The 23205-nt window shown below is 64.9% G+C and carries 34 protein-coding genes; 4 read left to right on the top strand and 30 right to left on the bottom strand.

Annotated features, from left to right (window positions below; all coding sequences use genetic code 11):
• The first annotated feature begins 21 nt into the window (after window positions 1-21).
• The 4 genes from miv_RS31875 to miv_RS31860 all read left to right on the top strand — a co-directional run bounded on the left by miv_RS31875 (window position 22) and on the right by miv_RS31860 (window position 3604).
• Window positions 22-510, top strand: a complete 489-nt coding sequence (locus tag miv_RS31875) for a hypothetical protein (protein WP_207183896.1) — start codon at window positions 22-24, stop codon at window positions 508-510.
• Window positions 510-2459, top strand: coding sequence for a hypothetical protein (locus tag miv_RS31870; RefSeq protein ID WP_207183895.1), 1950 nt, complete (start codon window positions 510-512; stop codon window positions 2457-2459). The genes miv_RS31875 and miv_RS31870 overlap by 1 nt, the downstream gene beginning before the upstream one ends.
• A 78-nt stretch (window positions 2460-2537) precedes the next feature.
• On the top strand, window positions 2538-3278 hold the full coding sequence (locus miv_RS31865; RefSeq protein ID WP_244749134.1) for an MT-A70 family methyltransferase: 741 nt from the start codon (window positions 2538-2540) through the stop codon (window positions 3276-3278).
• Window positions 3275-3604, top strand: coding sequence for a hypothetical protein (locus tag miv_RS31860; RefSeq protein WP_207183894.1), 330 nt, complete (start codon window positions 3275-3277; stop codon window positions 3602-3604). The genes miv_RS31865 and miv_RS31860 overlap by 4 nt, the downstream gene beginning before the upstream one ends.
• Here miv_RS31860 and miv_RS31855 read toward each other — a convergent pair.
• The 30 genes from miv_RS31855 to miv_RS31715 all read right to left on the bottom strand — a co-directional run bounded on the left by miv_RS31855 (window position 3573) and on the right by miv_RS31715 (window position 23146).
• The gene (locus tag miv_RS31855; RefSeq protein WP_207183893.1) at window positions 3573-3827 is read right to left on the bottom strand and encodes a hypothetical protein; all 255 of its coding nucleotides are present in this window, start codon (window positions 3825-3827) and stop codon (window positions 3573-3575) included. The two genes, miv_RS31860 and miv_RS31855, sit on opposite strands and share 32 nt — an antisense overlap.
• On the bottom strand, window positions 3828-4034 hold the full coding sequence (locus miv_RS31850; protein ID WP_207183892.1) for a DUF7220 family protein: 207 nt from the start codon (window positions 4032-4034) through the stop codon (window positions 3828-3830). It lies immediately after the preceding gene.
• A complete protein-coding gene (locus tag miv_RS31845) occupies window positions 4031-4309 on the bottom strand; it encodes a hypothetical protein (RefSeq protein WP_207183891.1) in 279 nt (92 codons plus the stop codon). The genes miv_RS31850 and miv_RS31845 overlap by 4 nt, the downstream gene beginning before the upstream one ends.
• Window positions 4306-4956 carry a nucleoside/nucleotide kinase family protein gene (locus miv_RS31840; RefSeq protein ID WP_207183890.1) on the bottom strand — a complete coding sequence of 217 codons (651 nt, stop codon included), beginning with the start codon at window positions 4954-4956 and terminating at the stop codon, window positions 4306-4308. Before miv_RS31840 ends, miv_RS31845 begins: the two co-directional genes overlap by 4 nt.
• Window positions 4953-5387, bottom strand: a complete 435-nt coding sequence (locus miv_RS31835) for a hypothetical protein (RefSeq protein ID WP_207183889.1) — start codon at window positions 5385-5387, stop codon at window positions 4953-4955. Before miv_RS31835 ends, miv_RS31840 begins: the two co-directional genes overlap by 4 nt.
• Window positions 5384-5851, bottom strand: a complete 468-nt coding sequence (locus miv_RS31830) for a dCTP deaminase (RefSeq protein WP_207183888.1) — start codon at window positions 5849-5851, stop codon at window positions 5384-5386. The genes miv_RS31835 and miv_RS31830 overlap by 4 nt, the downstream gene beginning before the upstream one ends.
• Window positions 5852-5933: 82 nt before the next feature.
• Window positions 5934-6620, bottom strand: coding sequence for a hypothetical protein (locus tag miv_RS31825; RefSeq protein WP_207183887.1), 687 nt, complete (start codon window positions 6618-6620; stop codon window positions 5934-5936).
• Window positions 6575-6955, bottom strand: coding sequence for a DUF2493 domain-containing protein (locus miv_RS31820; protein WP_207183886.1), 381 nt, complete (start codon window positions 6953-6955; stop codon window positions 6575-6577). The genes miv_RS31825 and miv_RS31820 overlap by 46 nt, the downstream gene beginning before the upstream one ends.
• Complete coding sequence (locus miv_RS31815; protein WP_207183885.1) at window positions 6955-7194, bottom strand: hypothetical protein; 240 nt, start codon at window positions 7192-7194, stop codon at window positions 6955-6957. Before miv_RS31815 ends, miv_RS31820 begins: the two co-directional genes overlap by 1 nt.
• A complete protein-coding gene (locus miv_RS31810) occupies window positions 7191-7496 on the bottom strand; it encodes a hypothetical protein (protein ID WP_207183884.1) in 306 nt (101 codons plus the stop codon). Before miv_RS31810 ends, miv_RS31815 begins: the two co-directional genes overlap by 4 nt.
• 289 nt (window positions 7497-7785) lie before the next feature.
• Entirely contained in the window at window positions 7786-8082 is a 297-nt protein-coding gene (locus tag miv_RS31805; protein ID WP_207183883.1) for a hypothetical protein, read from the bottom strand.
• Window positions 8079-8411, bottom strand: a complete 333-nt coding sequence (locus tag miv_RS31800; protein WP_207183882.1) for a hypothetical protein — start codon at window positions 8409-8411, stop codon at window positions 8079-8081. The genes miv_RS31805 and miv_RS31800 overlap by 4 nt, the downstream gene beginning before the upstream one ends.
• A gap of 12 nt (window positions 8412-8423) precedes the next feature.
• Window positions 8424-9578, bottom strand: a complete 1155-nt coding sequence (locus miv_RS31795) for a hypothetical protein (protein WP_207183881.1) — start codon at window positions 9576-9578, stop codon at window positions 8424-8426.
• 11 nt (window positions 9579-9589) lie between these two features.
• A complete protein-coding gene (locus miv_RS31790; protein WP_207183880.1) occupies window positions 9590-10072 on the bottom strand; it encodes a lytic transglycosylase domain-containing protein in 483 nt (160 codons plus the stop codon).
• Between the two features lie 39 nt (window positions 10073-10111).
• On the bottom strand, window positions 10112-11062 hold the full coding sequence (thyA, locus tag miv_RS31785) for a thymidylate synthase (protein ID WP_207183879.1): 951 nt from the start codon (window positions 11060-11062) through the stop codon (window positions 10112-10114).
• On the bottom strand, window positions 11059-11406 hold the full coding sequence (locus miv_RS31780; protein ID WP_207183878.1) for a hypothetical protein: 348 nt from the start codon (window positions 11404-11406) through the stop codon (window positions 11059-11061). The genes thyA and miv_RS31780 overlap by 4 nt, the downstream gene beginning before the upstream one ends.
• Complete coding sequence (locus tag miv_RS31775) at window positions 11403-11819, bottom strand: dihydrofolate reductase (RefSeq protein ID WP_207183877.1); 417 nt, start codon at window positions 11817-11819, stop codon at window positions 11403-11405. Before miv_RS31775 ends, miv_RS31780 begins: the two co-directional genes overlap by 4 nt.
• A 162-nt stretch (window positions 11820-11981) precedes the next feature.
• Window positions 11982-12770 carry a hypothetical protein gene (locus miv_RS31770; RefSeq protein WP_207183876.1) on the bottom strand — a complete coding sequence of 263 codons (789 nt, stop codon included), beginning with the start codon at window positions 12768-12770 and terminating at the stop codon, window positions 11982-11984.
• A gap of 3 nt (window positions 12771-12773) precedes the next feature.
• The gene (locus tag miv_RS31765) at window positions 12774-13526 is read right to left on the bottom strand and encodes a TerC family protein (protein ID WP_207183875.1); all 753 of its coding nucleotides are present in this window, start codon (window positions 13524-13526) and stop codon (window positions 12774-12776) included.
• 57 nt (window positions 13527-13583) lie between these two features.
• Window positions 13584-14018: a tellurite resistance TerB family protein gene (locus tag miv_RS31760; RefSeq protein WP_207183874.1), complete on the bottom strand. Its 435-nt coding sequence runs from the start codon at window positions 14016-14018 to the stop codon at window positions 13584-13586.
• A 71-nt stretch (window positions 14019-14089) separates the two neighbouring features.
• A complete protein-coding gene (locus miv_RS31755) occupies window positions 14090-15013 on the bottom strand; it encodes a hypothetical protein (protein WP_207183873.1) in 924 nt (307 codons plus the stop codon).
• Between the two features lie 11 nt (window positions 15014-15024).
• Window positions 15025-15150: a hypothetical protein gene (locus tag miv_RS33800; RefSeq protein WP_280529477.1), complete on the bottom strand. Its 126-nt coding sequence runs from the start codon at window positions 15148-15150 to the stop codon at window positions 15025-15027.
• Window positions 15151-15154: 4 nt separating this feature from the next.
• Window positions 15155-15304, bottom strand: coding sequence for a hypothetical protein (locus tag miv_RS31750; RefSeq protein WP_207183872.1), 150 nt, complete (start codon window positions 15302-15304; stop codon window positions 15155-15157).
• Window positions 15304-15870 (bottom strand): nucleoside triphosphate pyrophosphohydrolase family protein, encoded by a 567-nt coding sequence (locus miv_RS31745; RefSeq protein ID WP_207183871.1) that lies wholly within the window; start codon window positions 15868-15870, stop codon window positions 15304-15306. Before miv_RS31745 ends, miv_RS31750 begins: the two co-directional genes overlap by 1 nt.
• Before the next feature lie 53 nt (window positions 15871-15923).
• Window positions 15924-19292, bottom strand: a complete 3369-nt coding sequence (locus miv_RS31740; protein ID WP_207183870.1) for an adenosylcobalamin-dependent ribonucleoside-diphosphate reductase — start codon at window positions 19290-19292, stop codon at window positions 15924-15926.
• A 69-nt stretch (window positions 19293-19361) separates the two neighbouring features.
• On the bottom strand, window positions 19362-19568 hold the full coding sequence (locus miv_RS31735; protein ID WP_207183869.1) for a hypothetical protein: 207 nt from the start codon (window positions 19566-19568) through the stop codon (window positions 19362-19364).
• A gap of 4 nt (window positions 19569-19572) precedes the next feature.
• On the bottom strand, window positions 19573-19929 hold the full coding sequence (locus tag miv_RS31730) for a hypothetical protein (protein ID WP_207183868.1): 357 nt from the start codon (window positions 19927-19929) through the stop codon (window positions 19573-19575).
• Between the two features lie 54 nt (window positions 19930-19983).
• A complete protein-coding gene (locus miv_RS31725) occupies window positions 19984-21312 on the bottom strand; it encodes a hypothetical protein (RefSeq protein WP_207183867.1) in 1329 nt (442 codons plus the stop codon).
• 11 nt (window positions 21313-21323) lie between these two features.
• Window positions 21324-21854 (bottom strand): hypothetical protein, encoded by a 531-nt coding sequence (locus miv_RS31720; RefSeq protein WP_207183866.1) that lies wholly within the window; start codon window positions 21852-21854, stop codon window positions 21324-21326.
• A complete protein-coding gene (locus miv_RS31715) occupies window positions 21854-23146 on the bottom strand; it encodes an AAA family ATPase (protein WP_207183865.1) in 1293 nt (430 codons plus the stop codon). The genes miv_RS31720 and miv_RS31715 overlap by 1 nt, the downstream gene beginning before the upstream one ends.
• Window positions 23147-23205: the final 59 nt, after the last annotated feature.

Here is a 23205-nt window from a genome sequence, read left to right as displayed (position 1 = left end):
CCACCAGGGAACCGAACGGACATGAAGCGGTTGATCGCGGCTCTCGCCCTCGCGGGGGTTTGCATGAATGCAATTCCCTTGCAGGCCATGGCCGGGTGCAGTCCCGGCACTGGCAGCGTGCAGCACACCTGGAGCCGGGCCGCCTGCGGTCCGGTCTGCACGGTGCGCTACAACGGCGGCGGCGTGATCAGCCACTTCATGGACCAGGTCGAGAACATGAAGCGCGACAGGGTCACGCTTCGGATCGACGGTCCTTGCGCCTCGGCCTGCACGATGGCGGCCGACAAGGCGCGACCGCGGGTCTGCATCACCAAGCGCGCTCTGCTCCAGTTCCACAACGGGTACTACTGCCCGCGCGGCGACCGCTTCCGCCCTGCCGGCTACTACAGCCGCGATATCCTCGGTTGGGTCGATGCCCATGGGGGGTTCCCGGGTGCGGACGCCGACGACGAGAGCGTGCTCGAGATGAATTACGGCCAGGCCCGCGCCTTCTTCAAGGCGTGCGCCTGATGCCGACGCCTCCGGTTCCGACCCACGAGCGCCAGCGCCGCCAGGCGCTGATGGATCGCCTCGTCAACGAGGAAGGCTTTGCCCCGCTTGGGTCAGGCCGTAGTGACGTACGTACGTCAGCCCCGCAGCACGCCAAGAAGCAGGACGGGGTCAACTACGCCCGCTGGATCAGGGACGAGGAGCGGGCTTTCCATCGCGGCGAGCCCTCGTTCCTGCCGTCCTGGTTCCGCCCGGCGCTCGACAGCGGCACGCCGATCCGGCTACCCGAGCCCGACATCGTGGAGGTCTCGGCCGAGGACCACGCCAGCGCGCGGGCCCGCGACCTTCAGCTCGCAGTGCGCGAGCTGATCACGAGCACGCGCTATCCCGTCATCAACCCCGAGTGCATCCTCGTCGACCGCCACCTGGTCCGGTCCTACTCACGCAAGCTGGGCGATTATGTCCTGCGTGAGAGTGCCCCACGGACTTGGCTCTCGGGCACGCCACGGGTTGAAGGCGTCGCTGTCCCGGCCGGACGGAAGTTCATCTTCACAGGAGCGCAGAACGACGCGCCACTCCATGCCGCCTTCTGGACCAATCTCCAGGCTCTGGCCCGCCACGACGAGTGCGAGATCGTAGTAGGCCCCCTGACCTACGAGACGACCTGGTGGAGCGAACACAACCCAACCGCGCGCTCCTATGCGGTCGACCTCCGCGAGTATCTCTGCTTCGGTCAGCTGGAGTTGGGCGACCGCTTCGTCTTCTGCGGGGAGATGAACACTCTCCCCACCGCCAGTAACCCAGTGTCTGACCTGGTCACGTACCCGCGCAATCGCTGGGCGGTGTTCCCGCACGCGAAGCGTCAGCTCAAATCGGTCCCGAGCACCGATCCCCAGGTGCAGGCACATCAGGTCATGACGACGGGCCTCGTCACTGTCCCAAAGGTTATTCCGCGTAAGGCTGGCGTTAAAAGTCTTTTTCACGCCGTGCTTGGGGCGGTGCTTGTTGAATTCGATCACGAGGGTAATCCCTTCTGTCGGCAGATCACTGCTGCGGAGGATGGCACATTCTATGATCTCGACCGCCGCGTCTCAGACGGGGTGGTGACCAGCGGGCACGCGGTGAAGGCTCTCGTCTGTGCGGATCTTCACCTGCGCAAGCTCGACGAGGGCAACGCGCTCGCGACCTTCGGCACCCTGCCAGGGGTGAACGCCGCCTACGCCGGTTCCATGCTGGAGGTGCTGCGGCCCGAGCACGTCATGCTGCACGACATCTTCGACAACGAGAGCCGGAACCACCACCACGTCGGTGACAACGGCTACGCCCTGGAGATGTGGGAGCGCGGGCGCGACAGCGTACGTGCGGAGGTCTACGACGTCGCCACCTTCCTGGAGCACCTCGACGACCCCTCTCGGAAGACGGTGGTGGTAGAGTCCAATCACGACTTGGCGCTCGAGCGCTTCGTGCGCGAAGCCCGCTACCGCAACGACGGTCCGAACATCCGCTACGGCCTCGAGCTCGATCGCCAGTACCTCGCCTATCGCTCGCGCGCGGGTGAGGCCCTGGACCGCGGTGATCGCCCGGAGAAGTTCTCGCTGCTTGAGACCGCTGTGCGCCAGATGGGGCCGGAGATCCCCAATACGGTCTGGGCGTACGATGGTTACAGCTTCCTCGTCGATGGTGTGGAATGCGGTCATCATGGGTTCCGTGGGACGAATGGTTCCAAGGGAACAATCGCAGGCTTTGCTCGCACCGGTCGCAAGATGAATATCGGTGACAAACACGCGCCAGAGATCAATGAAGGTGTGTATTGTGCCGGCGCGATGAACCTGACGCACGGATACAACCGAGGTCCGTCTACCTGGGCGGTCAGCCATATCGTTCAGTATGCTGACGGCTCACGCTCTATCATCACGCTTCAGCGTGGCCGTTGGCGTGCCGAAAAGCCCCGCATTAGGGTGAAGGCATGATGATGAGACGGGAGGCAAACCGTGTGATGGGTAGCGATGCCCCGTGTGGCCAGCCCGTCTCACCAACCTGAAACTCGCATGGACAGCGATGAAACTCAAGAACTGTTTTGCATGAAAGCCAATCCTGATCCGAACGATGCTGATCGTCCTGTTGCTCTGCCTGATCTCGCGCCGGTGCTGAACCCGGCCGAGCCGATCATCGTGCCGAACGCGCCCGAGTGGCCGCTCGCACCCCTCGAGTACGGGGCCTATCGGATGATCATGTGCGACCCGCCCTGGTCCTGGGCGGCCTATTCCGATCGGGGACTGGGACGCTCGCCCCAGTCGCACTATTCCTGCATGAGCCTCGACGACATCAAGGCCCTGCCGATCTCGAGCCTGGCGCATCCCGACGGCGCATGGTTGTGGCTGTGGGCGACCGCGCCCATGTACGACTTCGCCCGCGAGTGCGTGGACGCATGGGGCGCCACCTACAGCACTCAAGGCGTATGGGTCAAAACCACGAAAGCAGGGCTTCCCGCCTTCGGCATGGGCCACGTCCTACGCAACGCCCACGAGCCCTACATCATTGCCCGCTTCGGCCGGCCCAAGGTGATGAGCCGCTCGATCCGCTCCGTGATCATGGAGCAGCGGCGTGAGCACTCGAGGAAGCCCGAGGCCGCCTACCGTGATGCCGAACGCCTGGTGGGACCAGGTGCTCGCATGGCCGACGTGTTCGCCCGCCAGCTCAGGCTCGGCTGGGACGCCTTCGGTCTCGAGGCCGACAAGTTCGGCTCCGTCCAACCCGACCTCCCCTTCAACCAGGACATCATCCAGTGAACCCCGTCCCAGTGAACGTCGAGCACCTCGTCAGCGTCGCCAACCGCATGAACCGCAAGCTCCAGGCGTTCGTCGATCAGCCCGTCACCGTCGCCATGCAGCCGGCGATCGAGCGCGTGCTGCTCGACTACTGCCGCGAGCTGCGCGCCCTCTACGGCCTCGAGCTGAAGCCCGACGTCTCGATCGAGGTGATCGACAACGAGGGCCGGCCCTACGTTACCTCGCGGGTCGAGGTCGTCGACAAGGTCGAGGGCTCCGGCGACCGCCAGCGCCTCAACGACATGTACGCGGCGCTCACCCGCGAGATTGAGCCTCAAGAAGCCTGACCTGCTCGTCGAGCAGGGCCAGGAGCTGCGGCGGGTAAGCCCATTCCCCGCCGCGGCCACGCCAGCGCCGCCTCGAGCGACGCGACAGCTTCAGGCCGGGCGGCACATGGCGCATCGCCCTCATGATCGAGAGGATGCGGCGCACGTTGAACTTGCGCCACATCAGATCCTCGGCCGCGGTCGGCGGCTTGTCCCATAGTGGCGGATGGCCCCAGATGATCATCTACATCCTCGAGAAGAACCGGCGGATGGCGTAGCCCCGCACTAGGCTCAAGGCCGTGAACATGAGGGTGACGCCGACGTTCTGCATCGGCGTCGCCTTGATCCCCACCAAGGGATTGAACACGAAGGAACCGGCGAGCGAGATCACGAAGGCGATGCTCGTGTTGGCCAGGACCTCCAGGGCGCTCATGGCGCGGGTCTGACTCACGGCTTCAAGACCCGACGGGGAGCTTCCTCCCTGTAGCGCTGGAATGGCATCTTCTCGCGACCGGTCACCGGCGGGTTGTCGAGGAGATTGATGGCGGCGAGGAAGTTCGCCCGCTCCGCCTTGCTCAGGGCCCGTGCCTCGGTGAATGACAGGCCGAGAACCCGCATCAGGATGATGATCTCGGTCGCTGCCGTCACCGGGCCGCTCTCCGCCGGCCGATCGGGCGGCAGCACGACCTCATCGCTCGTGCTCGAGATGATGTCGTCGGGGTTCATGCCGCGAGCTTCCGGGTCGGGATGATGACGACGCCGTCGATCCAGCGGTCGTTCTTCGCCCGCGCGATCACCTCGTCGACCTGGGCGTAGAGCTGCTCGATGGTGCCGTCGTTGACGATCCGGTAGCCCGGGTTGAGCCGGTCGAGGCGCTCGGAGGGGTGGACGCCCCACATGTTGCCGGTGAGCTGGTAGAGGAGCCGGCCGAAGCGCGAGGTGAACTTGATCGGCCCGAGGCCAGGCCGCTCGATCATCAGGGTGATACCGCCGAGGCCCTTGATCGCCTCCTCCTCGTTGGGGAAGCGGACCGAGTCGTTCATCGCCCCCTTCCACGACTTGACGGTGTGGGTCCAGGCCATCACCCACAGATCCTCGGAGACGTACTCGCGGCCCCACTCGGTGCCGAGCGTGATCTGGAGGTGGCGGCCGGAGACGCCGAGCCCCGGGATGATCTCCTCCTTCTTCTTGCCCTCGAGGTGCTCGTAGATGTCTTCCGCCGAGTAGCCGAGCGAATCGAGCAGCACCGAGCACATCTCGCGCAGGGGCGTCGCGATGTGGTGGCGGCGGTAGCCGTGGACCTGCTCGAGGTAGTTGGCGACGGTGGTCTTGCCGGAGTTGGCAAAGCCGCTCAAACCGATGGCGGGGATCACGCTGCTTGCTCCATGGTTTTGAAGTAGTTGACCCCGTGCTCGACGGGCCAGTGGAAGGTGAGACCGCCCTCGACGCGCCAGGCGTAGGACGGAACCTCGTCGAGGTTCAGGTCGAGCCACATCGCCCAGTCCGACATGAAGGACGATGGGATCACGTAGTGGTGACCGTCATTGTCAGATACGGTCCGAAACGAGGTCCGGTTGCGGGCATCGCGAATTCCCTTCTCGACGTCGAAGCCGGAGATCAGCGCGTAGCGCAGGCCATCGCGGGTGAGCTGGGTGTAGCCGTCATCGCGCTCGGCGAGGCCCATCAGGATGACCTCGTTGCGAGCCTGCTTCGAGATGATGTCGCCGTCCCAGGTCGGTCCGTCGAGAAAGAGCTGGCGCAGGATCTCTGCCTGCACCGGGGTGGGTGCGTTGATGCTGGTCAACCGACGTTCTCCAGGGTTGCAGGAATGGCGGGCTGGGGGCCGGCGGCCTGATTCTGGTACCGGCCCTCGTAGGGCTGCTCGGTCGGCTCCTCGAGCCGCTCGAAGATGATCTGGGCGATCGGCGTGCCAGCCTTGATCTTGACCGGCCAAGGCAGGAAGCGGGTCAACTCAAGGGTCAAGAAACCCTTCCATCCCGGCTCGGCCACGGTGTTCTGCACCATGATGAACTTGCGGGCGTTCGAGCTCTTGTCGCAGACCCGGGCGAGCACGTCGGTCGGGATGTCGAAGTGCTCGATCGTCGAGGCGAGGCGGCCCCAGAACGGCCACAGCCAGATGTCCTGGGCGATGCGGACGTCGTAGCCGGCCGAGGACAGGCCGTAGCTGCGGCCCTCGAACACGCTGCGCTCGACGAAGGGGTAGATCGGGCGGATCGCCCTGATCGTCTGGGCGGGAAGGATCGCCATCAGGCGAGCCCCTCGGGGGTGATGATCATTTGCAGGAACTCCTGTCCTTTGCATTAATGCAAAACGGAGTCCGTGGAAAGCCCTATGCGGCGATCGACAGGACCTTGTCGACGTAGGTCTCGCTGCGGCGCACGGCCCGTCCGATCCAGGCAGACGGCTGGCGCGGGAAGGCCTGGTGGAGGTGCCTGATCGCCCGATGACGCACGGGGGCAAGTGCGAGCTGATCGTCCTCGCCGCGGATCGCCTCGACGGTCGTTCCGGCCTCGGCCGCGATCTCGGCGAGCACCGGCTCGGCCATGGCGACGGAGAGATTGCGCTGGCGGGGCGAAGGCGGCGTGATGCCCAAGGCCTCGCGACGCATCTCGAGGTCGAGACCCATCCGGCGCAGGCGCTCGCCGAGCGAGTGAACCGTGATCCCGAACACCTTGGCGATGTCGCCGACCTTCTCGCCGGAGAGAACCCGACGCTCGATCTCGGCCCGCTCCTCTTCCCGCCGTATCCAGTGGCCGGTCGACTTCTTGCTCCTCCAGGCCGAATAGGACCCCATGACACGATCCTTGGTGCTGTGGAAACAGGCGGCGATCTCTTCCCAGCTCACCCCGTGGGCGCGCATCAGCTCCATCGTCTCGAACTCTTCCTGACGCCAGGGATTGCCGGTGTGACGCCGGATCACGGCACCCATCTGTCGATCCTCCATATCTTGGCTTTCATGCAAAGCGCCGGTCAAATGAAGTCGCGCCAATTCCAGATCGGGATGACGCCCCAGCACTGGGTCGTCATATCGGCGGTTCCAGGCCCTCCTGGAAACGGCAGCAGCACGTCGGGCGAGCACTCGTGGAGCATCTGGTGGTTGCGCCGGTAGCCGGCTGCCTTGCCGTAGCGATCCCAGTCGGCGGGGATAGACCAGTTCGGCACGCCGCGACGGCGGGCCCATGAGCCCGCCAGGTGGTCGAGACCGATGAAACGTTTCTGCTCTTTGTCCCAACGTTTCTGACCTCCCTCGATCAGGACGTCGATGCAATGAGCAAAATCGATCCTCTCAAGGACCTTCTCGAGGGTTTCGACGTCGTCGTAGGTGCGGCCACCACTGACGAGAAGTCGCATCAGAATTTCGTTTTGCAGCCGGAACCGGACGACACCGTGCCGTAAGGGCACGTCGCGCCACGCGGCTTGTAGACGGCGGGCGGGCTGTCGGAGGACTTCGGCCGGCAGAACGAGCCGCTGCGGGTGTATCCGTCCGGGCAAGCGCGGCGCGGATCACCGGGAATCGGCTGCGCCTGCGCCAGAGCACCGGTAACCCCGATCAGGCTCGCAATGACGCTGGTGACGATGATCTCTCTCATTGGTCTTCCTCCTCGACTTCCTGGCGACGACGCGGTGCCGTCTGCTTCTTGTTGTCCTCGATGAGCTGATCGTGAAGGTCAAGCATCGACACGGTCGGAAACCGCGCCGTATCCGTCCGCCTCACCATCATGCTCTTGATGCACATTTTGTTCGGACCAAAGTGCAGGATGTCCACGAGCTGGGCCGGATCGTCGAGGTAGAACTCGACCTCCGTGTCGCTCGAACCACCTTCGCGTCCCGCTTCGTCCGGCGTCTGCTCGATACCGGTATCATACGTGACGGTTGCAACCCACTCCTTCATGGCGGACGACCTTGGCTTGTGCTCTGGGAGGGGGAACAGGGACTGGACTTCTTTCCTAACGAAGACAGTCAGCCCCAGGTTCATTCATTTGGAATTCATGCAAGGCTTACCCAGGCGGGCTGCCAAGTCGCTGTGATCCAACGCATTTCTTGGTACGCGGAAGCGTTCTAACGCAACCGCTCGGTGCATGCAACGCGCGACCTGCCCCATGGTCCAGACAAATCTTGTGGTGCCCTGGCATTTGTGCAAGGCGTGTCGCGCAAACCACGCCGGCTAATGCACCTTCTGGTTAGTTGGTGAAGCGAGAGAATACCGCGTCGGCCTCGCTCTGAGTCGGCGCCGGAGAAACATTCCGTCGCTCGGTCGCGGCGCGGACGGACTGCATCCTGGACCGGTTGAGGGTGTCGATCAGCGCGCGGTGGGCAGCGAGGTCGGCCTCGATCTCGCTGGTGAACAGTTTATGCCGGCCCTGGTCCATGACGAAGCAGGCGACCTTCTGGCCGGCGGGGGCGTAGCAGGCGAGGAAGCCGCCCGGGATGTCCCGGTGCGGAATCGCCGCCGCGTAGTGCATATCAGATTTCTTCATGGGGATTTTAATAGTCGCTGCATTGGCACAAGATGTCGCTTAAGAGAAAGGATCTGATCCTTGAATTTATTAAGTGCATCATATGCCGGTTGATCGGGATGGTGGTCGTCCGGCTGAAAAGGCTTCAACCTCTTTTCCAGTCTTTCTATCGGGTCTTTGAATATCGAGGCCGCAGCCTCGATACCCTCGTTGAAAGAAGTATCACGCACGATCTTCAAAAGCTCTGTCAGATACTTAGCGTCATGCGCGACAGTTTCCTGATCCCAATCGTTGTTGGACTGCCAGACGACGAATTGGTGCGCTCTCGATTTCAATTCATCGTCGGTCATGAAAGACTCCTCTTAGAAGCCAAGACCCCGCGAACGCGAGCCCTGCCTCAGCCTCATATCATAATCGGCGATGAGAGCGTCAGTGGGGATACGATCGTTGAGGTAGAACTGGTGGGTGGTCGCATCCGCCGGCCAGGGCTCGACGACTGCGCGCAGCTGAGGGAACCGCTCGTTGATGGCATCGAAGATCTCGATCGCCTCGTTGTAGCTGGTCGCCGCGATGTGCCGGCCCTCGGAGCGGATGTAGACGCCCCACAGGATGCTATTCGCCGATCCCTGCACCCAGGTCGGCTCCGGCTTCGGCTCCTCCTTGGTGTGGGTCTTGATCAGGCGCTGGATCGACATCGCCTCGTTGCGGAACAGCTGCCACACCCGCATGCCGTGGTTGCCGGGCAGATCGGTGGTGCCGTCGGGGTTGAGGTTGTAGCTCGACGCCATCTGGCGGGCGATCATCTCGACCGAGGGACGGCTCATCGCCTGGACGGGGATCTTGGCGCCCTCGAGCGCTTTCGCCATCCGGATCGAGATGTCGTCCTTGCCGATGTCGAACGGCTCGGCGCCATGCTGGGCGATATTCTGGTAGTCGTCGAGGACTTCCTGCATCAGCGCGTTCATGGCGCCGATCTTGTCGTTCAGCTCCTTGATCGTCTTCTTCGGGTCGCTGGCGCTGTCGGACTTGCCCGACTTGGCGAACCGGGGAGACTTCATCTCGAAGGAAACGTCGGCGAAAGACGGCATGGGATGATCCACGATCTGATCGAAGAGGGGGCGGGCGGCGTCGGTGAAATTGATGCTCTCGATGACCGGCGATGAAGAAGCGACGGCCGGACTGCTGATCCACCAGTCGGCGGCGCCCTGTTGGATCTCGTCGAGAACGACGTAGGTGGGTTGGATCGTTCCCAGAGGGCCTTGGACCGGGATTCCGCGATCGTTGACGGCCACGGGCTGGAAGCCGTCCTCGGGCTGCGGCTCGCCGTTCTGGCCAGGGACACCCGGATCTCCGACCGGACCTGTCGGCTCTGTTGGACCGTCAGCAGATCCGTTCGGCCCGGCGGGGGCAGGCGTCATCACGCCGCCGGTGTCGGTGTAATCGGGGCGGATCTCGGCCTCCCGCAACAACCTGGAGCGGAAGGCCTCGACCGCCTGTGAGATCGTTATTCTTGGCATGCGGTATTCCTTTAGCGAGTGGCGAAGCGAACCACCTGGCGCCCGTAGGCGCTGCAGCCGCGGCCAGATCCGCGGTTATAGGCGGTCGCTGCCTGGCAGGCGTTGCCGCCGAACTGGTGGTAGAACCGGGCGAGGTAGCGGGCCGCGCCGTCGGCGTTCTCGTGGCAGGAGCGGGGGTTGCGCACCCCGAGCGACCGGGCGGTGCCGGGCATCAGCTGCCCGAGACCGGTGGCACCAGATCGGTTGCGCGCGTTGCAGTTGTAGTTGCTCTCGACACGGATCACCCCGTGCAGCAAGGCCGGCGGAATGCGGTGGCGAACCGCGGCTTGCGTCACGATGGCATAGACCGAACCCGCCTCACCCCGGCGGGGCGGAAGAGGGACACGGCCATGGTGCGTCATCATCACGATGCCCTCGCCGTCGAAATCCTGCGCGATGGCAGGGGTGGCAGCGATCACCGCGAGGGCGGCAATGAGGTGGCGCAACTTGGTCATGTCTTATCCTTTGGCTTTCATGCAAAACTCGGGACGCGCCTAAACGGCGACCGGTGCCAGGATCGCGGGATGGGGGTCGTAGTTGTCGACCCTGATATCGTCCATGGTGTAGCTGAAGAGGTCGGTGACCTCGGGGTTGAGCCAGAGCTTCGGCAGCGGCCGGAAGTCTCGCCCGAGCTGCTCTGTAGCCTGTTCGACGTGGTTTGCATAGAGGTGCAGGTCGCCGAACGTATGGACGAACTTGCCCGGTTCCATCCCAACCTGCGCTGCGACCATATGAGTCAACAATGCGTAGGAGGCGATATTGAAGGGCACGCCGAGGAACACGTCGGCCGAGCGCTGGTAGAGCTGGCAGTCGAGATAGCGCCTCGGCACACCCATCTCGTCGAATTCGGCGTGGATGAACTCATCCTTCCCCAAATTCAGAGCGTCGATATAGGCGTGAGTGGGGACGCCAGCATCCTCAGCCCGCTCATGGACGGTCATCAGCCGGGTATTGAACTGGAACAGGCAGTGGCAGGGCGCCAGCGCCATGTCGGGAAGGTCTGCGACGTTCCAGGCCGAGACCACCAGGCGCCGGCTGTCCGGGTTGGTGCGCAGCTCGTTGAGCAGCCATGAGATCTGATCGATCGGAGCCTTGACCGTATTTCCAGCACCATCGGCGTACTCAACGAAAACCGTTTTGCTCCAGCTTCGCCATTGGCGCCCGTATATCGGCCCGAGGTCGCCGCTCGGCCGGGCCCACTCGCGCCAGATCGTGACGCCCATGTCCTCGAGGTCGTTGTTGTTCGTCGACCCCGAGAGGAACCATAGCAGTTCACCCACGATCGACTTCAGGTGCAGCCGCTTCGTGGTCACCAGCGGGAAGCCGTCGGCGAGGTTGAACACCGCCTGGTGCCCGAACACCGACAGCGTGCCGGTGCCGGTGCGGTCGTCCTTGCGCACGCCTTCCGACAGGATGCGCTGGATCATGTCATGATACTGTTTCATGCCGCCCTCTTGATGTGGTCGTAGATTTCGTTGCGGACCTCGAGGTCGAGGCCCATGCGAATCATCCGGTCGGACAGGTTGGTCGGGTTCCAACCCTGTTCCCGGGCGATCTGGCATGGCCTCTTGCCCGCCCAGACTTCGCGTTCGATCAGCGCGCGTTCCTCCCGCCAGCGCAGGCGGGTGGTGGAGACGAAGCCGCGCCGGTAGCGCGACACCGTCATCTTGAGGGACTCGACCGGGCGGCCGAGGGCTTCGGCGACTTCCTTCCACCGCATGCCCTTGGCCTTCATCAGAACGGCCCGCTCGAGCTCCTCCGGTGTGTAGAGGGGCCCGCGCTGGGTCATGACACCGCCTGGAACCGGCCGGGGGTGCCGCAGTCGGTCTGCCGCCAGATCGGAGGCATGAAGGTGTCAGCCGGACCGTCGTAGTCGACACGGGTGATGTGACAGGTCCGCACGAACGGCAGGAACGCCTGATAGGTACGGGCGCCTCCGGCGATGAAGATCATCTTGTCGGGGTTCTTCTCGACCAGGCTCGCCACCATCTGGCCGGGGTCGATCTCGCGGCCCCAGCCGAACACGGCCCGGCCGGGCAACGGCGGCAACAGCTCGAGAGTCTTCGAGCCGACGATCAGGACCTGGCCCATGGTCACATGGCGGAACCACCTGAGGTCTTCGCCGTCGTACCAGGGCAGAACGCCGTTCATGCCGATCTGACCGGATCGGCCGACGGCAGCGATGATGGCAACGTTGTTCATGCAGCATCCTCCAGAAGCTGAATCGAGACGGGGGCGAGGGTGGGAGCCGGACGCTGACGCTGAGCATCACGGCAGCGCTCGAACTGAACGCGACGACGCAGGCGAAGCACGCGCTTCTCCTGCTCGGTGAGCGGAAGGCGTTGACGCATCAAGAAATCCAGATCAGGCGGCGAGCGGAAGATCGATGGTTCGGGGCGCGCGGTAGTGGCCGGCCTTGTGCAGGGCCCTTGAGACCGACTGGGGATGGCGATTCATCACCCGGGCAATCCAGGTGACCGGCCGGTCGGGGAAGGTCTCGGCGAGCTCGACGACCAGGTGGACGCGGGCCTCGGCGAGCCAGTCGTCGAAGGTCTTGCCACGCAGCTCATCGAGCGTGACGCCGAAACGGTGGACGTTCTGCTCCAGGTAGGTGAGACCCGGCTCGATGCTTCGCTTCTCGCGCTTTTCCCGCGCTCGAGCGAAATCCGCCTCGTCGCGAGCCTTGGCCGCAGCCTTGCGCTTCTCGCGACGCGCCCGGATCTCGTCGAAGGCCCGCTGCTCGGCCGCCTGGCGCCTGGCCTCGCGAGCCTCCTCGGCCCAGCGCCGCTTGAGCTTCTTCGAGGGCGCAAGAAGACCCTCCTCCTGAAGCCGCATCCGAAGGGCCGAGAGCCTCTCCCGGTCGTAGCCGAGGGAGGCGTAGTGCTTCGAGACCGCGCTCTCGCACATACCGAGCTGCCGGGCCGTGTCGATCCGGCGCTCACCGGCGAGCAGGCGCTTCTCGATCTCGGCCGAGAGCTCCTGCATCCGGGTGACGCTGTCCTTGCGCTGGCCGCGCAGGTAGTAGACCACGGCCGACGACAAGGTCGAATGGTTGACGTCGAGCATCTCGGAGATCGCCATCCAGGTGACACCGCTCCGCTTGAGAGCGATGGCACCCCGAATGGTCTCGTTGCTGAGGTTCGGGGCGCGCATGGGTTACTCCGCGGGTGAGTGGACGGGATCGAGCCCGATCTCGTCGGGGCGCGAAAGGAGGTGGTTGATGAAGCCGGCGGCGAGAACGAAGATCACGCCAAAGACTCCGAACAGGTACTCGAAGAAATGAGGGAGGAAGGCGTGATGGAAGGTCGTCCCCCAGATCGGGTCTTTCACGATCATCTCACCGGCGATCCAGCCGAGCAGCGCCGCGCCGAGCCAGATCACCCAGGGCAGCCGGTCGATGAGACGCTGGACCAGGGTCGCGCCGAACACGACCAGCGGGATCGACATCAGAAGGCCGAACACCATCAGGGCGACGTCGCCCTTCGCCAGCGCCGCGATGGCCACGACGTTGTCGAAGGACATCGACAGGTCGGCGATGGTGATCATCACGACGGCCTGGAACAGCGATGTGGCGGCATCCTCCTCCTCGGCGACGTCGTCGGACGCATCCTTCAGCATTTTGAAAGCGATGTAGAGAAGCGCGAGACCACCGAGCACGTAGAGGCCGGCGAGCCAGTCGATGATCCAGGCGAGCGCGAAAGCGAAACCGATTCGCATTCCGACGGCGGCGAGCGCACCGAGGATGACGCCGGCCATGCGCTGGCGCTTGGGCAGGCCACGGGTCACCATCCCGATGACGATGGCATTGTCACCCGAGAGCAGGAGGTCGACGAGCAGGATACCGAGCGCGGCACCGAGAAACGGCAGGACGTGCGAGAGTTGGAAGCTGGCGAGCAGAGCGTCGATCATTGGGATTGGCTTTCATGCAAGAGAAAGGGCGGCCCGAAGGCCGCCCCGTGAGGTCGATCAGGCCGCGAGCAGCTTGGCCTTGTCGACGCCGAGAGCCTTGGCGATGTTCTCGAGCGCGACTTGCTCCTGCTCGCCGATGCCGCCCTGGTCGGCGACGTCCGCCGCGATCAGGAAGATGCCCTGGCGGATCTCCTCTGGCTTGGTGACGAGCGCCGCGATGGCGGTGTTGTTCTCGTTGCGGCCGAAGCGCGACTTGGCCTGGCGCAGCGCGTCACCGACGGCCTTCTCGATCTGGGCCGGGGTGAAGGACTTCAGCGAGGGGTGCGCGACCATGCCGTTGACGGCGGCATCCATCTCGGCGTCCTCGATCTGGCCGTCGGCCGCGATCACGTTGGCGACGGCGGCGGCGACGCCGTTCAGGGTCGCCGGAGCGCCGTCGATGGCGGCGACGGTCTTGCGGGCGGTCGAGAAGATGGAAGCGAGAAACGACATGTTGTACTCTCCAGATGTTCGCGAGGACATGACCCGGTCCTGCATTCGGGAACTTGCGGCCTCGCCCTTGATCAGGGGAGGATCTCGGGAATCTTGCCCAGCACCTTCACGAAGGACACCTGAGCCACCGACGTGCGGTTGTTCCACGCCCGGATCACCAGCTCGGCGACGTGATCCTCGTGCAGGGGCGCGCGACTGATGCGCGACTGCATCAGGCGGTTGCGGACCTGGAAGATCGGGCTGTGCTGATGCAGGCTGTCGCCCTGCAAGAGACTGCGGAAGAACTCGTTGACCTGGTCCTGGTCGGACGCCGCCATGCTGATGCGAACGTGCAGGGCGCCGAGCAGACCGGGGCTGCCGAGGAGCTTCGCACTCTGACGGTTGATGTTCTCGATCGCCGTCTCGATCTGCGTCAGGTAGCGATGAGCGACCTCGGTCGACTCCTTGCTCGAGGAGTTGTTCGGACGCCAGCTGCGGCCGGTCTCGACCATCGCCAGCACCGAGGCGATGCGCGAGACGTAACCAGAGTTCGGGATGCCGTTCATGGTCAGGCGGTCGCTCGGCGAGCGGCCGGACTGGTTGGTGTCGACGGTCATCCGGCTCTCGCGCTCGACGCCGAAGGCCATGTTGGCGATCACCGGAACCTTCGCCAGCACGATGGCGCTCAGCCGGTTCTGGCCGTCGTTGAGAAGGCCCTCGCGCGACACGATGATCGTCTCGCCGTTGCACTTCCACTTTCCCGCGAGAATGTCGTCGCGGATGCTGCGGACCAGCACCCGCTTCATCTTGCGATTGTCGGGGTTGTTGGCGAGAAGAAACCGCGCGATGGCCGGGGTGACCTTGACCGCTCTCGAGAAGAACCCGACCCGTCCGCGCTCGATCAGCTTCTTGAACTCGCTGAGTTCGGGCGAGTCGTCACCGACGCCGCGCGCCATCACCTGGCGCACGGGAGCGCGCGGCTCGCCGAGGATCGCGTCGAAAGCATTCAGTTGCATAGTCTCAACTCCTACCAGAACCAACGAAGAAACGGATAACCCTTGGCAGCCTTGACGGCGAACGACACGATCCAGACGATCCCGAGAAGATCGAGGAGGTGGTTGCCCATCAGACCGAGGAACGTGCCGCCGATCATAAGACTAACTCTCCTTATAGAACTCGGCGCAGGCTGCACCGACGACGACGCAGAAGGCGAACGCGAGCACCCAACCCCATTGAGGATTGTCGGTTTTCGTCATCGCCATGGCATATCCGGCGAGAACGCCGCCGAATACGTAGAGGGCTGCCATTATCGATCATCTCCATCTCCGAGGATCGTCCCGCGAGCCATGCGACCGCGCAACTCCTCGGTGTTGATCCGGAAGATGTCCTCGACCGAGTAGCCGAGCACCGCGGCGAGACGGACGAAGTACCAGGCGGTGCCGCCGAGTTCCTTAGCCAGCATCAGACGCCGCGCCTCGGAGATCTCGCCGCCCTCGGTGAGTTGGGCGTAGTAGATCTTCTCAGCGATCTCGCCGGCCTCGCCGATCAGGCCGAGCGTTAGGAACACGATGTGCGCTCCCGTCGGCATCGTCTGCTCGGGAACCTTGACCTGATCCTCCGGCGACATCTTGATGAAGTTGATCAGCGCTTCGAGACCGCTGATCGCATCCTCGGCATGGTTGAGAATGCTGTCACCGCGCTTGCCGGTGATGTGCCCTCCGTCGTCGCGGTAGATCTTCTTGACCTGGTTGGCGAGGCTGGCGGCTGCCGCCACGATCTCCAGGGTATCCATCGCGGCCGAGGCGTTGCGCTCGATCACGACCGGGTACTCATCCCGCTGTTCGCAGAATGTAGCGTACTCATTGGCATTCATGCAATAGGCTCCCCGCAAAAAGGCGGGGGAGAGTCACCCCTCCCCCGTTGGTGTCAGCTACAGCCGGTGGTCGCGCCGCAGGTGTCGCACTTCAAACAAGTCCCGTTCCGGACCAGGGTGAAGTTCTGGCATTCGGGGCAAGCCTCGCCCACGTAGCCCTTGAGCTTAGAGATCGCCCGCGCATCGGGAGCGGGCGCCGGCATCGTCAGGACCGCCGCCGTGGTGGTGGGGGCGGCGTTGACCGCGGCCTTCTCGATCTCGATCTCGGCCTTGACCGGGGTGACGTGCGCGAGGTCGTCACGACCGTCGTAGTGGATGGCGAGATCACGGAACACGTAGTCGAGGATCGAGGTCGCCGACTTCACCCGGTCGTGCCCCTGGACAAAGCCAGCCGGCTCGAACTTGAAGAAGGTGAAGGCCTCGACGTACTCGTCGAGAGGCACGCCATACTGGAAACCGATCGAGACCGCAATGGCCAGAGCGTTCATCACCGCACCGAACGCCGCCCCTTGCTTGGCGACATCGATGAAGATCTCGCCGAGCCGGCCGTCGGCGTACTCACCCGTGCGCAGGTAGACGGTCTGACCGCCGACGACCGCCTTCTGGGTGATCCCCGTGCGCCGCGCCGGCATCCGCTCGCGGGCCCGGATGTGACGCTCGACGATCCGCGCGACCTCGGCCACCGACTTCGGCGCCTCGATCACCTCGTCCTCGGCGACGTCCGGCACCAGCGCGGCCGAGAGCGGCTGGGACAGCTTCGAGCCGTCGCGGTAGATCGCGTTGGCCTTGAGCCCCAGGGTCCAGGAGAGCAGGTAGGCGGCCTTGACGTCCTCGACCGTCGCCTCGTTCGGCATGTTGATGGTCTTGGAGATCGCGCCCGACAGGAACGGCTGGGCCGCCGCCATCATGCGGATGTGGCCCTCGGCCGAGATCGTGCGCGTCCCCTTCGAGCCGCACTTCGCCGCGCAGTCGAACACGGCGTAGTGCTCCGCCCTCAGGTGCGGCGCGCCCTCGAGCGTCATCGTCCCGCAGGTGTAGATCTCCGCCCGTTCGATCTCCTCGTCGGTGAAGCCGAGCGCCTTCCAGTCGGCCAGGAACCTGATCGAGAAGGCCGTCTTGACCTGCTCGGGCGTGATCGTGTCGACCGCGGCCATCCCAAACTCGTTCGGCAGCAGACCATGGCCGGTCGCGTAGGTGATGATCTCCTCGATCTGGGCGTCGGAGTAGCCGAGCTTCGACAGGGCCGGCGGCACTGACTGGTTGATAATCTTGAAGTAGCCACCGCCCGCGAGCTTCTTGAACTTCACGAGAGCGAAGTCGGGCTCGATGCCGGTGGTATCGCAATCCATCACGAGACCGATCGTGCCGGTCGGCGCGATGACCGAGACCTGCGCGTTGCGGTAGCCGTGCTCGTCGCCGAGGCGGATCGCCTCGTCCCATACGCGGACGGCCGCCTTGTGCAGCTTGCCCGGGACGTGGTCGCGGTTGAGCCGCGGCGGCTCGATCGCCAGACCCTGGAAGGTGTCCTGGTTGCTCGTGGCAGCCGCGTGGTTGAGCAGCACCCGGCGCATGTCGGCGGCGTTCGCGGCGTATTCCGGGAACGGACCGATCTCGGCAGCGATCTCGGCCGAGGTGCGGTAGGCCACACCCGTCATGATCGCCGTGAGCGCGCCGGCCCAGCCGCGGCCCTCGTCAGAGTCGTAGGGCAGACCCATCTGCATCAGGAGGCCGCCCAGGTTGGCGTAGCCGATCCCGAGAGTCCGGTACTGCCAGGAGCGCAGGGCGATCTCACGGCTCGGGAACTGCGCCATCGCCACCGAGATCTCGAGCACCAGCGTGAACAGCCGGCAGAGGTGCTCGTAGCCCTGGACGTCGAAGCGACCGGTCTCGGCGTCGTAGAGCGTGATCAGGTTGGCCGATGCCAGGTTGCAGGCGGTGTCGTCGAGAAACATGTACTCCGAGCACGGGTTCGACCCGCGGATCGGACCGGCCGACGGGCAAGTGTGCCAGTCGTTCATCGTGGTGTTGAAGTGCAGGCCCGGATCGGCCGACTGCCAGGCGGCGTAGGCGATCAGGTCCCAGAGCTCGCGCGCCTTGACGGTCTTCATGACCTGGGCGTGGGTGCGGCCGATCAGGTCCCAGTCGCCGTCGGCCTCGACCGCGCGCAGGAACGCATCCGTCACCGAGACGGTGTTGTTGGCGTTCTGGCCCGAGACGGTCTCGTAGGCGGCCGACTGCCAGTCCACGTCGAGGACGGGGAAGTCCGGCACCGTGATGCCCTGCTCGGCGAGCTGGAGCACGCGCTTGATGTAGGTGTCGGGCACCATGGCGGCCCGCGCCGCCCGGATGGCGGTCGTGAGCTTGCCGTTCAGCTCGAGGTCGAAGCGGTCCTTGTCGCCGTCGCGATACAGGCTCTCGGGGAAGCTGTTGGCCGCGTCCAGGATCGCCTTGAGGTGCTTGTGGATCGCCTTCGAGCCGGCGGCGAGTGCGGCGACCTTCTGCTCCTCACCGACCTTCCAGTTGATGAAGGCCTCGACGTCCGGGTGATCGACGTCGACAACGACCATCTTGGCCGCGCGGCGCGTCGTGCCGCCCGACTTGATCGCGCCGGCCGCCCGGTCACCGATCTTCAGGAACGAGAGCAGGCCCGAGGACTTGCCGCCGCCGGCAAGCTTCTCGTTCTCACCGCGCAGGCGGGAGAAGTTCGAGCCGGTGCCCGAGCCGTACTTGAACAAGCGGGCTTCGCGGACCCATAGGTCCATGATGCCGCCGTCGTTGACGAGGTCGTCGGCAACAGACTGGATGAAGCAGGCGTGGGGCTGCGGGTGCTCGTAGGCCGAATTCGACTGGACCAGGACCGGTCCGAACTTCTCGCTCTCCTCGACGTAGAAGTGACCCTGACCCGGGCTGTCGATACCGTAGGCCCAATGCAGGCCGGTGTTGAACCATTGCGGCGAGTTCGGCGCGATCATCTGGTTGGCCAGCATGAACCGCAGCTCGTCGTAGAAGGCCCTCGCGTTCTCGACGGCTTCAAAGCTGCGCTCGTCGCCCGGATCGGTGACCCCGAAGTAGCCGCCCTTCCAGCCCCAGTAGGTCCAGCAGCCGGCCAGGCGATCGAACACCTGCTTGGCGCTGGTCTCGCCGCCGATCCCGGAGTCCTGGGCCGCCTGGTGGCGCAGCAGGAACTCCGGCACGCCATCCTCGGAGACCGGAGCAAGGGCCTTCGGCACGCCCGCCTTGCGGAAATATTTCTGGGCCAACACGTCGGTCGCGACCTGGCTCCACTTCTCGGGGATGTCGATCCCATCGAGGCGGAACACCACGGTGCCGTCGGGCTGGCGGATCTCGCTCGTGGCCTTCCGGAACGGGATCAGGTCGTAGGGGTCCCGACCCGCCGTCGTGTAGAGGCGAGGAATTTGCATTTGTGCCAATCTCTGCGGATGGAAAAGCCGGCCAGAGGGATCAGGCCGGCGGGGCGGAGGGTGGTTGGGCTACTTGGCCCAGGATTCGACCGTGTAGGCGCAGCCCGACAGGGTCGTGTATGTGTCGCCGTCCTGGGAGACGATGCGTGAGGTGAAGATCTGGTGGCCGTCCTCGAAGTAGGACCGGCTGTCGCTATAGACCTTGCCGGACAGAACCAGTCCGAGTCGGTCGACGATGATCCTCGCGTCCCGCAAGATCGCGGTGCTCGAGATCATGACGTCACTCCGCGGCGAGAGCCAGGGGAGCCTGTGCCGCACGGCGACGCATCTGCTTGGCGTTGATCGGGCGCTTCTTGACCTCGGCGAGCACCTCACCCTGATAGCGCGAAGTATCCTTGCGCACCAGGGAGAAGGTCGCCACGCCCTTGACCTTGTTCCTCGGAAGCGTGTCGAGCTCGTTGGCCTTGACGAGCTCGAGCTGCTCGGCCGTCAACGTAGAGCGGGCGACCTTGAGCTTCTGAACGTACCCGGTCGGGATGCGCTCGTACTTGCCCTTGGTCGGCCGCGGGTTGTTGGTCGCGTTGATGAGGAGACCCATGGCACGCGCCATGATCTCGGCCTGAGGATGCAGGGTCACGAAAGTCCGCCCGGTTTTTGCTGATGTCCGAGCGGTTTAGCCGATGTTTGGCATTCATGCAAGGCCCGCGAGGGGGCCGGTGCGGAACCTTTTCTTGAGATGCTTCATCAGGTTCGCGCGGCCCCGCTCCTCGTACCAGGGCAGCACCAGGTGGCGGGCGAACATGTTGACACGGCCCGATCCGTACTTCAGCGGCGCCTTCTCGATCTCGACGCCCTCACGGTAGTGGTAGTGCTCGAGGCCCATCCGCACGAGGCCCGAGAACGCCCGGTCGATCTTCACCTTGCGCCGGTCGATGCCGATGATGTCGTAGACCTGCTGGATCGTCACCCGCTCGATCTGGGGCTCGGGCGGCGCCACCTCGACCGTCGGCCGCTCGGCCGGGACAGGCAGCTCCATCTCGGCCTGGCGCGGTGGCTCGACGGGCTTCTGGGTACGGGTGCTCGCCACGACGCCGATGATCGTGCGTCGCGCCGTCTCGATCTGGTCACCGAGCGCGTGGATGCGGTGCTCCTGATCCTGGAGGGCCCGGCTCATCAGGAGAAGCGTCTCGTCGCGTCGCGCCAGCTCGTTGTGCATGTCGTTGAGCTTGCCGCGCTGCCAGTAGAACAGGTCCTCGAGCATCTTGCGCGCATCGGCCGCCATCACCGGCCGGTCGCCCGCGCTCGTGTCGAAACGGACGAGCTCACGATTGCCCATCGCCTGGACGACAGCCTGGGTGATCGCCTCGATCGCCGTACCGTTGGCCAGGATCTCGGACTCGACCGGGGCCGGCAGGCACGGGGCTTGCGGCTCGGCGTGACCGTTCTTCCACTCGAGGAAGATCTCGATCAGGCGCCGGCGCACGGTGGCGGCGGCAGGAGCGTCCGAGAACATCGTGAGGAGCAGGGACTGGGCCTCGTTGAAGAACAGCCTCTGCCCCGGCCGGCCGCCGCGCTCGGTGGTCGGCACCGCCTCGGACACGATCGGACCGAAGGACTCGATCTCGTCGCGGCGACGCTGCACGATGGCGCGCATGCCGCCCTTGGTCCGGGTGTAACCCAGGACGCCGCCGAGGGTGACCTCGTCGACCCGCGGCTCGCCATCGAAGTCGCGGATCGACTCGATGGTCATCGTGGGGGAATGGATCTGAACGATCGTCGCTGTGGCACTCATCTCGTCCTCCTGCCGGGTAATGGTGCGCTCGACACGGCGCACGGTTGGGATGATGTCGTAGAACCCACCGCTGATCCGCTTGTTGTGGAGCGGAACGCGATGGGTCTGGTTGTTGTGCTTGTACTCGATGTGAGGGTGTTTTCCGCTGTCGTTGATCGTGTACGGAACCTCGTGCCGATCAAGAACTTCTGTCACCTTGCGGGTGACCTGCAAAGCATGGCTGTGCATGGGACAATCCCTCAGTTGATGGTCTTCTGCCTTTTTGGAAACGGCCTTTTGGGCCACTCACGCTTTTTCTTCTTCTTGTCGGGAACCGGAACCTCGATCGGCTCGTCGCCCGAAGCGAGCAACCGCTCGCGAAACGCCTTGATCTCCGCCTCACGCGCGAGACGCGCCTTCTCGAGGCGGCGGGTCTTGTTGATCTCGGCGATATCGCCACCACGCCGCGACAGCTTGCTGTCCCCCAGGCGGCCGGTGGTCTTTCTCTCATGACAATCCGCGTGGGCGGCCGTCAGGTAGTCGGGGTCGTTGGCGGCCGGGATGGTGTCACCGGCCTCAGGGTCCCAGGCCCGCAACTGGATCGCCGGAACGTGGTCCCACTCGGTTCCCTTCCACTCGCCGAGACGCTCGCCGCACAGCGCGCAGCGGCTGTCCTGGCGCATCGCGACCGTGAACTTGACCTGGACTGGGATCGCCGGCCGGTAGCCCTTCGGTGGTGCTTGGGACAGGTCGGCGGCAGGCTGCCCTGCCGCCGGTGCTTCCTCGATCATCAGTGGCGCAGATCCACGACGTCGCCCTTGTCATCGAGGGCGTAGCGCCCCTCCTTCGGGGGAGAGGCCTGCATCCACTTCAGGCGGTTGCGCTCAGCGAACTCGGCGAGAGCGAACGACTGGTCGGTGCCGCGCGCCTCGCGGGCGAGACCCTCGACCACCTCGAACACGTCCTCGCGCGAGATCCCGGAGCGGACACCGGTCTCGAGATCGCGCTTGAACGCCCGGGTCTTCGAGCGTTCGACCAGGCCTTCCAGCATCGCGCCGTTGGCGATGTCGGCGAGCGTCAGCACGCGGTCGCCCTTGTTGGTCTTGAGCGCGTAGACCACCGTGAAGCCCGAGAACATGGCTTGCGCCGCGTAGTCGGCGAGGCCTTCCGCCCCCTCCCCTTCCGCAAGCGGCGCCGACGACAGGAGCTTCGTCAGGAGCACTGTGGCGGCAGCCTGGTCTGGACGCTCGACCCGGATGCGATGATCGACCCGGCCATCGCGCAGGATCGCGGCGTCGATCGCCTGGGGGCGGTTCGTCGCCAACACCACGAGGGCGCCGGAGGACTCGAGCCCGTCCATCTCGGAGAGGAAGGTCGCGACCACCGCCTCCTCCCATCCGGCGAGCTGGCGCCCGCTGTCGCGCGATGGCAGCAGCGCGTCGGCCTCGTCGATGAACATGACGATCGGCCGGCCGTGGAGCTGGTGGAACACCCGGGCGTACTCGAACATCGAGCGGATCTTCTGCTCCGTCACCCCCACGTAGGGGCTCTGGATCGAGGTCGCTTTGATGTAGAGCATCACCGGCTGATCGGAACCGTGGAGGCGCGCGAGCGCGGTCGCGGTGGCACGCCCCAACATGGTCTTTCCGCAGCCCGGCGGACCGTAGAGCAGCACGCCCTTGGGTGCTTTCCTCCCGTAGAAGGCGTAGAGTTCCTGATTGACCATCGGCTGCTCGACCGCCTCGTAGAGCGATGACTTGGCCGCCTCGTTGCCGACGACATCCTCCCAGGCGACGGGGCGCGCATCCTTGAGGAAGAACTCGTCGAGGCGCGAGCGCATCTCGGCCTCGCGGGCGGCGAGGATCGCCTTCGGATCGTCAGGCTCGTCGTTCGACGGCATCGTGCCGAACCCGCTCCCACCGAGCTGGACCACGCGCACGTCGGCACCGACGCCGGTCATCCGCTCGATGAAGCTGCGCAGCTCCGGCGGCATCTCGGGACGCTTGGCGGGCTTGCCCGTCTTGCGCTCCTCCTGGCAGGCCGGGCAATCGCACGCCTGATCAAGTGTGCGGGGTTTCTTCATCCGCTCCCGGTCGGACGAACGCGCGTCGTCCGACGCCATGTCAGGGGCGGTGTTCCGAT

This window comes from Methylobacterium indicum (genome assembly GCF_017347565.1).
Classification (GTDB): domain Bacteria; phylum Pseudomonadota; class Alphaproteobacteria; order Rhizobiales; family Beijerinckiaceae; genus Methylobacterium; species Methylobacterium indicum.
This window is presented reverse-complemented; position numbering and strand designations above follow the sequence as displayed.

Excerpts from the sequence above, each read along its gene's own strand:
- miv_RS31770 (WP_207183876.1), bottom strand. The coding sequence starts at position 12,770 with ATGCGCGCCCCGAACCTCAGCAACGAGACCATTCGGGGTGCCATCGCT.
- miv_RS31765 (WP_207183875.1), bottom strand. The coding sequence starts at position 13,526 with ATGATCGACGCTCTGCTCGCCAGCTTCCAACTCTCGCACGTCCTGCCG.
- thyA (WP_207183879.1), bottom strand. The coding sequence starts at position 11,062 with ATGAAACAGTATCATGACATGATCCAGCGCATCCTGTCGGAAGGCGTG.
- miv_RS31805 (WP_207183883.1), bottom strand. The coding sequence starts at position 8,082 with ATGAAGAAATCTGATATGCACTACGCGGCGGCGATTCCGCACCGGGAC.
- miv_RS31865 (WP_244749134.1), top strand. The coding sequence starts at position 2,538 with ATGGACAGCGATGAAACTCAAGAACTGTTTTGCATGAAAGCCAATCCT.
- miv_RS31800 (WP_207183882.1), bottom strand. The coding sequence starts at position 8,411 with ATGACCGACGATGAATTGAAATCGAGAGCGCACCAATTCGTCGTCTGG.
- miv_RS31795 (WP_207183881.1), bottom strand. The coding sequence starts at position 9,578 with ATGCCAAGAATAACGATCTCACAGGCGGTCGAGGCCTTCCGCTCCAGG.
- miv_RS31775 (WP_207183877.1), bottom strand. The coding sequence starts at position 11,819 with ATGAACAACGTTGCCATCATCGCTGCCGTCGGCCGATCCGGTCAGATC.
- miv_RS31735 (WP_207183869.1), bottom strand. The coding sequence starts at position 19,568 with ATGATCTCGAGCACCGCGATCTTGCGGGACGCGAGGATCATCGTCGAC.
- miv_RS31830 (WP_207183888.1), bottom strand. The coding sequence starts at position 5,851 with ATGGCGATCCTTCCCGCCCAGACGATCAGGGCGATCCGCCCGATCTAC.
- miv_RS33800 (WP_280529477.1), bottom strand. The coding sequence starts at position 15,150 with ATGATCGGCGGCACGTTCCTCGGTCTGATGGGCAACCACCTCCTCGAT.
- miv_RS31845 (WP_207183891.1), bottom strand. The coding sequence starts at position 4,309 with ATGAACCCCGACGACATCATCTCGAGCACGAGCGATGAGGTCGTGCTG.
- miv_RS31745 (WP_207183871.1), bottom strand. The coding sequence starts at position 15,870 with ATGAATGCCAATGAGTACGCTACATTCTGCGAACAGCGGGATGAGTAC.
- miv_RS31875 (WP_207183896.1), top strand. The coding sequence starts at position 22 with ATGAAGCGGTTGATCGCGGCTCTCGCCCTCGCGGGGGTTTGCATGAAT.
- miv_RS31820 (WP_207183886.1), bottom strand. The coding sequence starts at position 6,955 with ATGCGACTTCTCGTCAGTGGTGGCCGCACCTACGACGACGTCGAAACC.
- miv_RS31750 (WP_207183872.1), bottom strand. The coding sequence starts at position 15,304 with ATGGCAGCCCTCTACGTATTCGGCGGCGTTCTCGCCGGATATGCCATG.
- miv_RS31790 (WP_207183880.1), bottom strand. The coding sequence starts at position 10,072 with ATGACCAAGTTGCGCCACCTCATTGCCGCCCTCGCGGTGATCGCTGCC.
- miv_RS31720 (WP_207183866.1), bottom strand. The coding sequence starts at position 21,854 with ATGATCGAGGAAGCACCGGCGGCAGGGCAGCCTGCCGCCGACCTGTCC.
- miv_RS31780 (WP_207183878.1), bottom strand. The coding sequence starts at position 11,406 with ATGACCCAGCGCGGGCCCCTCTACACACCGGAGGAGCTCGAGCGGGCC.
- miv_RS31815 (WP_207183885.1), bottom strand. The coding sequence starts at position 7,194 with ATGAGAGAGATCATCGTCACCAGCGTCATTGCGAGCCTGATCGGGGTT.
- miv_RS31760 (WP_207183874.1), bottom strand. The coding sequence starts at position 14,018 with ATGTCGTTTCTCGCTTCCATCTTCTCGACCGCCCGCAAGACCGTCGCC.
- miv_RS31740 (WP_207183870.1), bottom strand. The coding sequence starts at position 19,292 with ATGCAAATTCCTCGCCTCTACACGACGGCGGGTCGGGACCCCTACGAC.
- miv_RS31725 (WP_207183867.1), bottom strand. The coding sequence starts at position 21,312 with ATGCACAGCCATGCTTTGCAGGTCACCCGCAAGGTGACAGAAGTTCTT.
- miv_RS31715 (WP_207183865.1), bottom strand. The coding sequence starts at position 23,146 with ATGAAGAAACCCCGCACACTTGATCAGGCGTGCGATTGCCCGGCCTGC.
- miv_RS31755 (WP_207183873.1), bottom strand. The coding sequence starts at position 15,013 with ATGCAACTGAATGCTTTCGACGCGATCCTCGGCGAGCCGCGCGCTCCC.
- miv_RS31870 (WP_207183895.1), top strand. The coding sequence starts at position 510 with ATGCCGACGCCTCCGGTTCCGACCCACGAGCGCCAGCGCCGCCAGGCG.
- miv_RS31810 (WP_207183884.1), bottom strand. The coding sequence starts at position 7,496 with ATGAAGGAGTGGGTTGCAACCGTCACGTATGATACCGGTATCGAGCAG.
- miv_RS31855 (WP_207183893.1), bottom strand. The coding sequence starts at position 3,827 with ATGATCATCTGGGGCCATCCGCCACTATGGGACAAGCCGCCGACCGCG.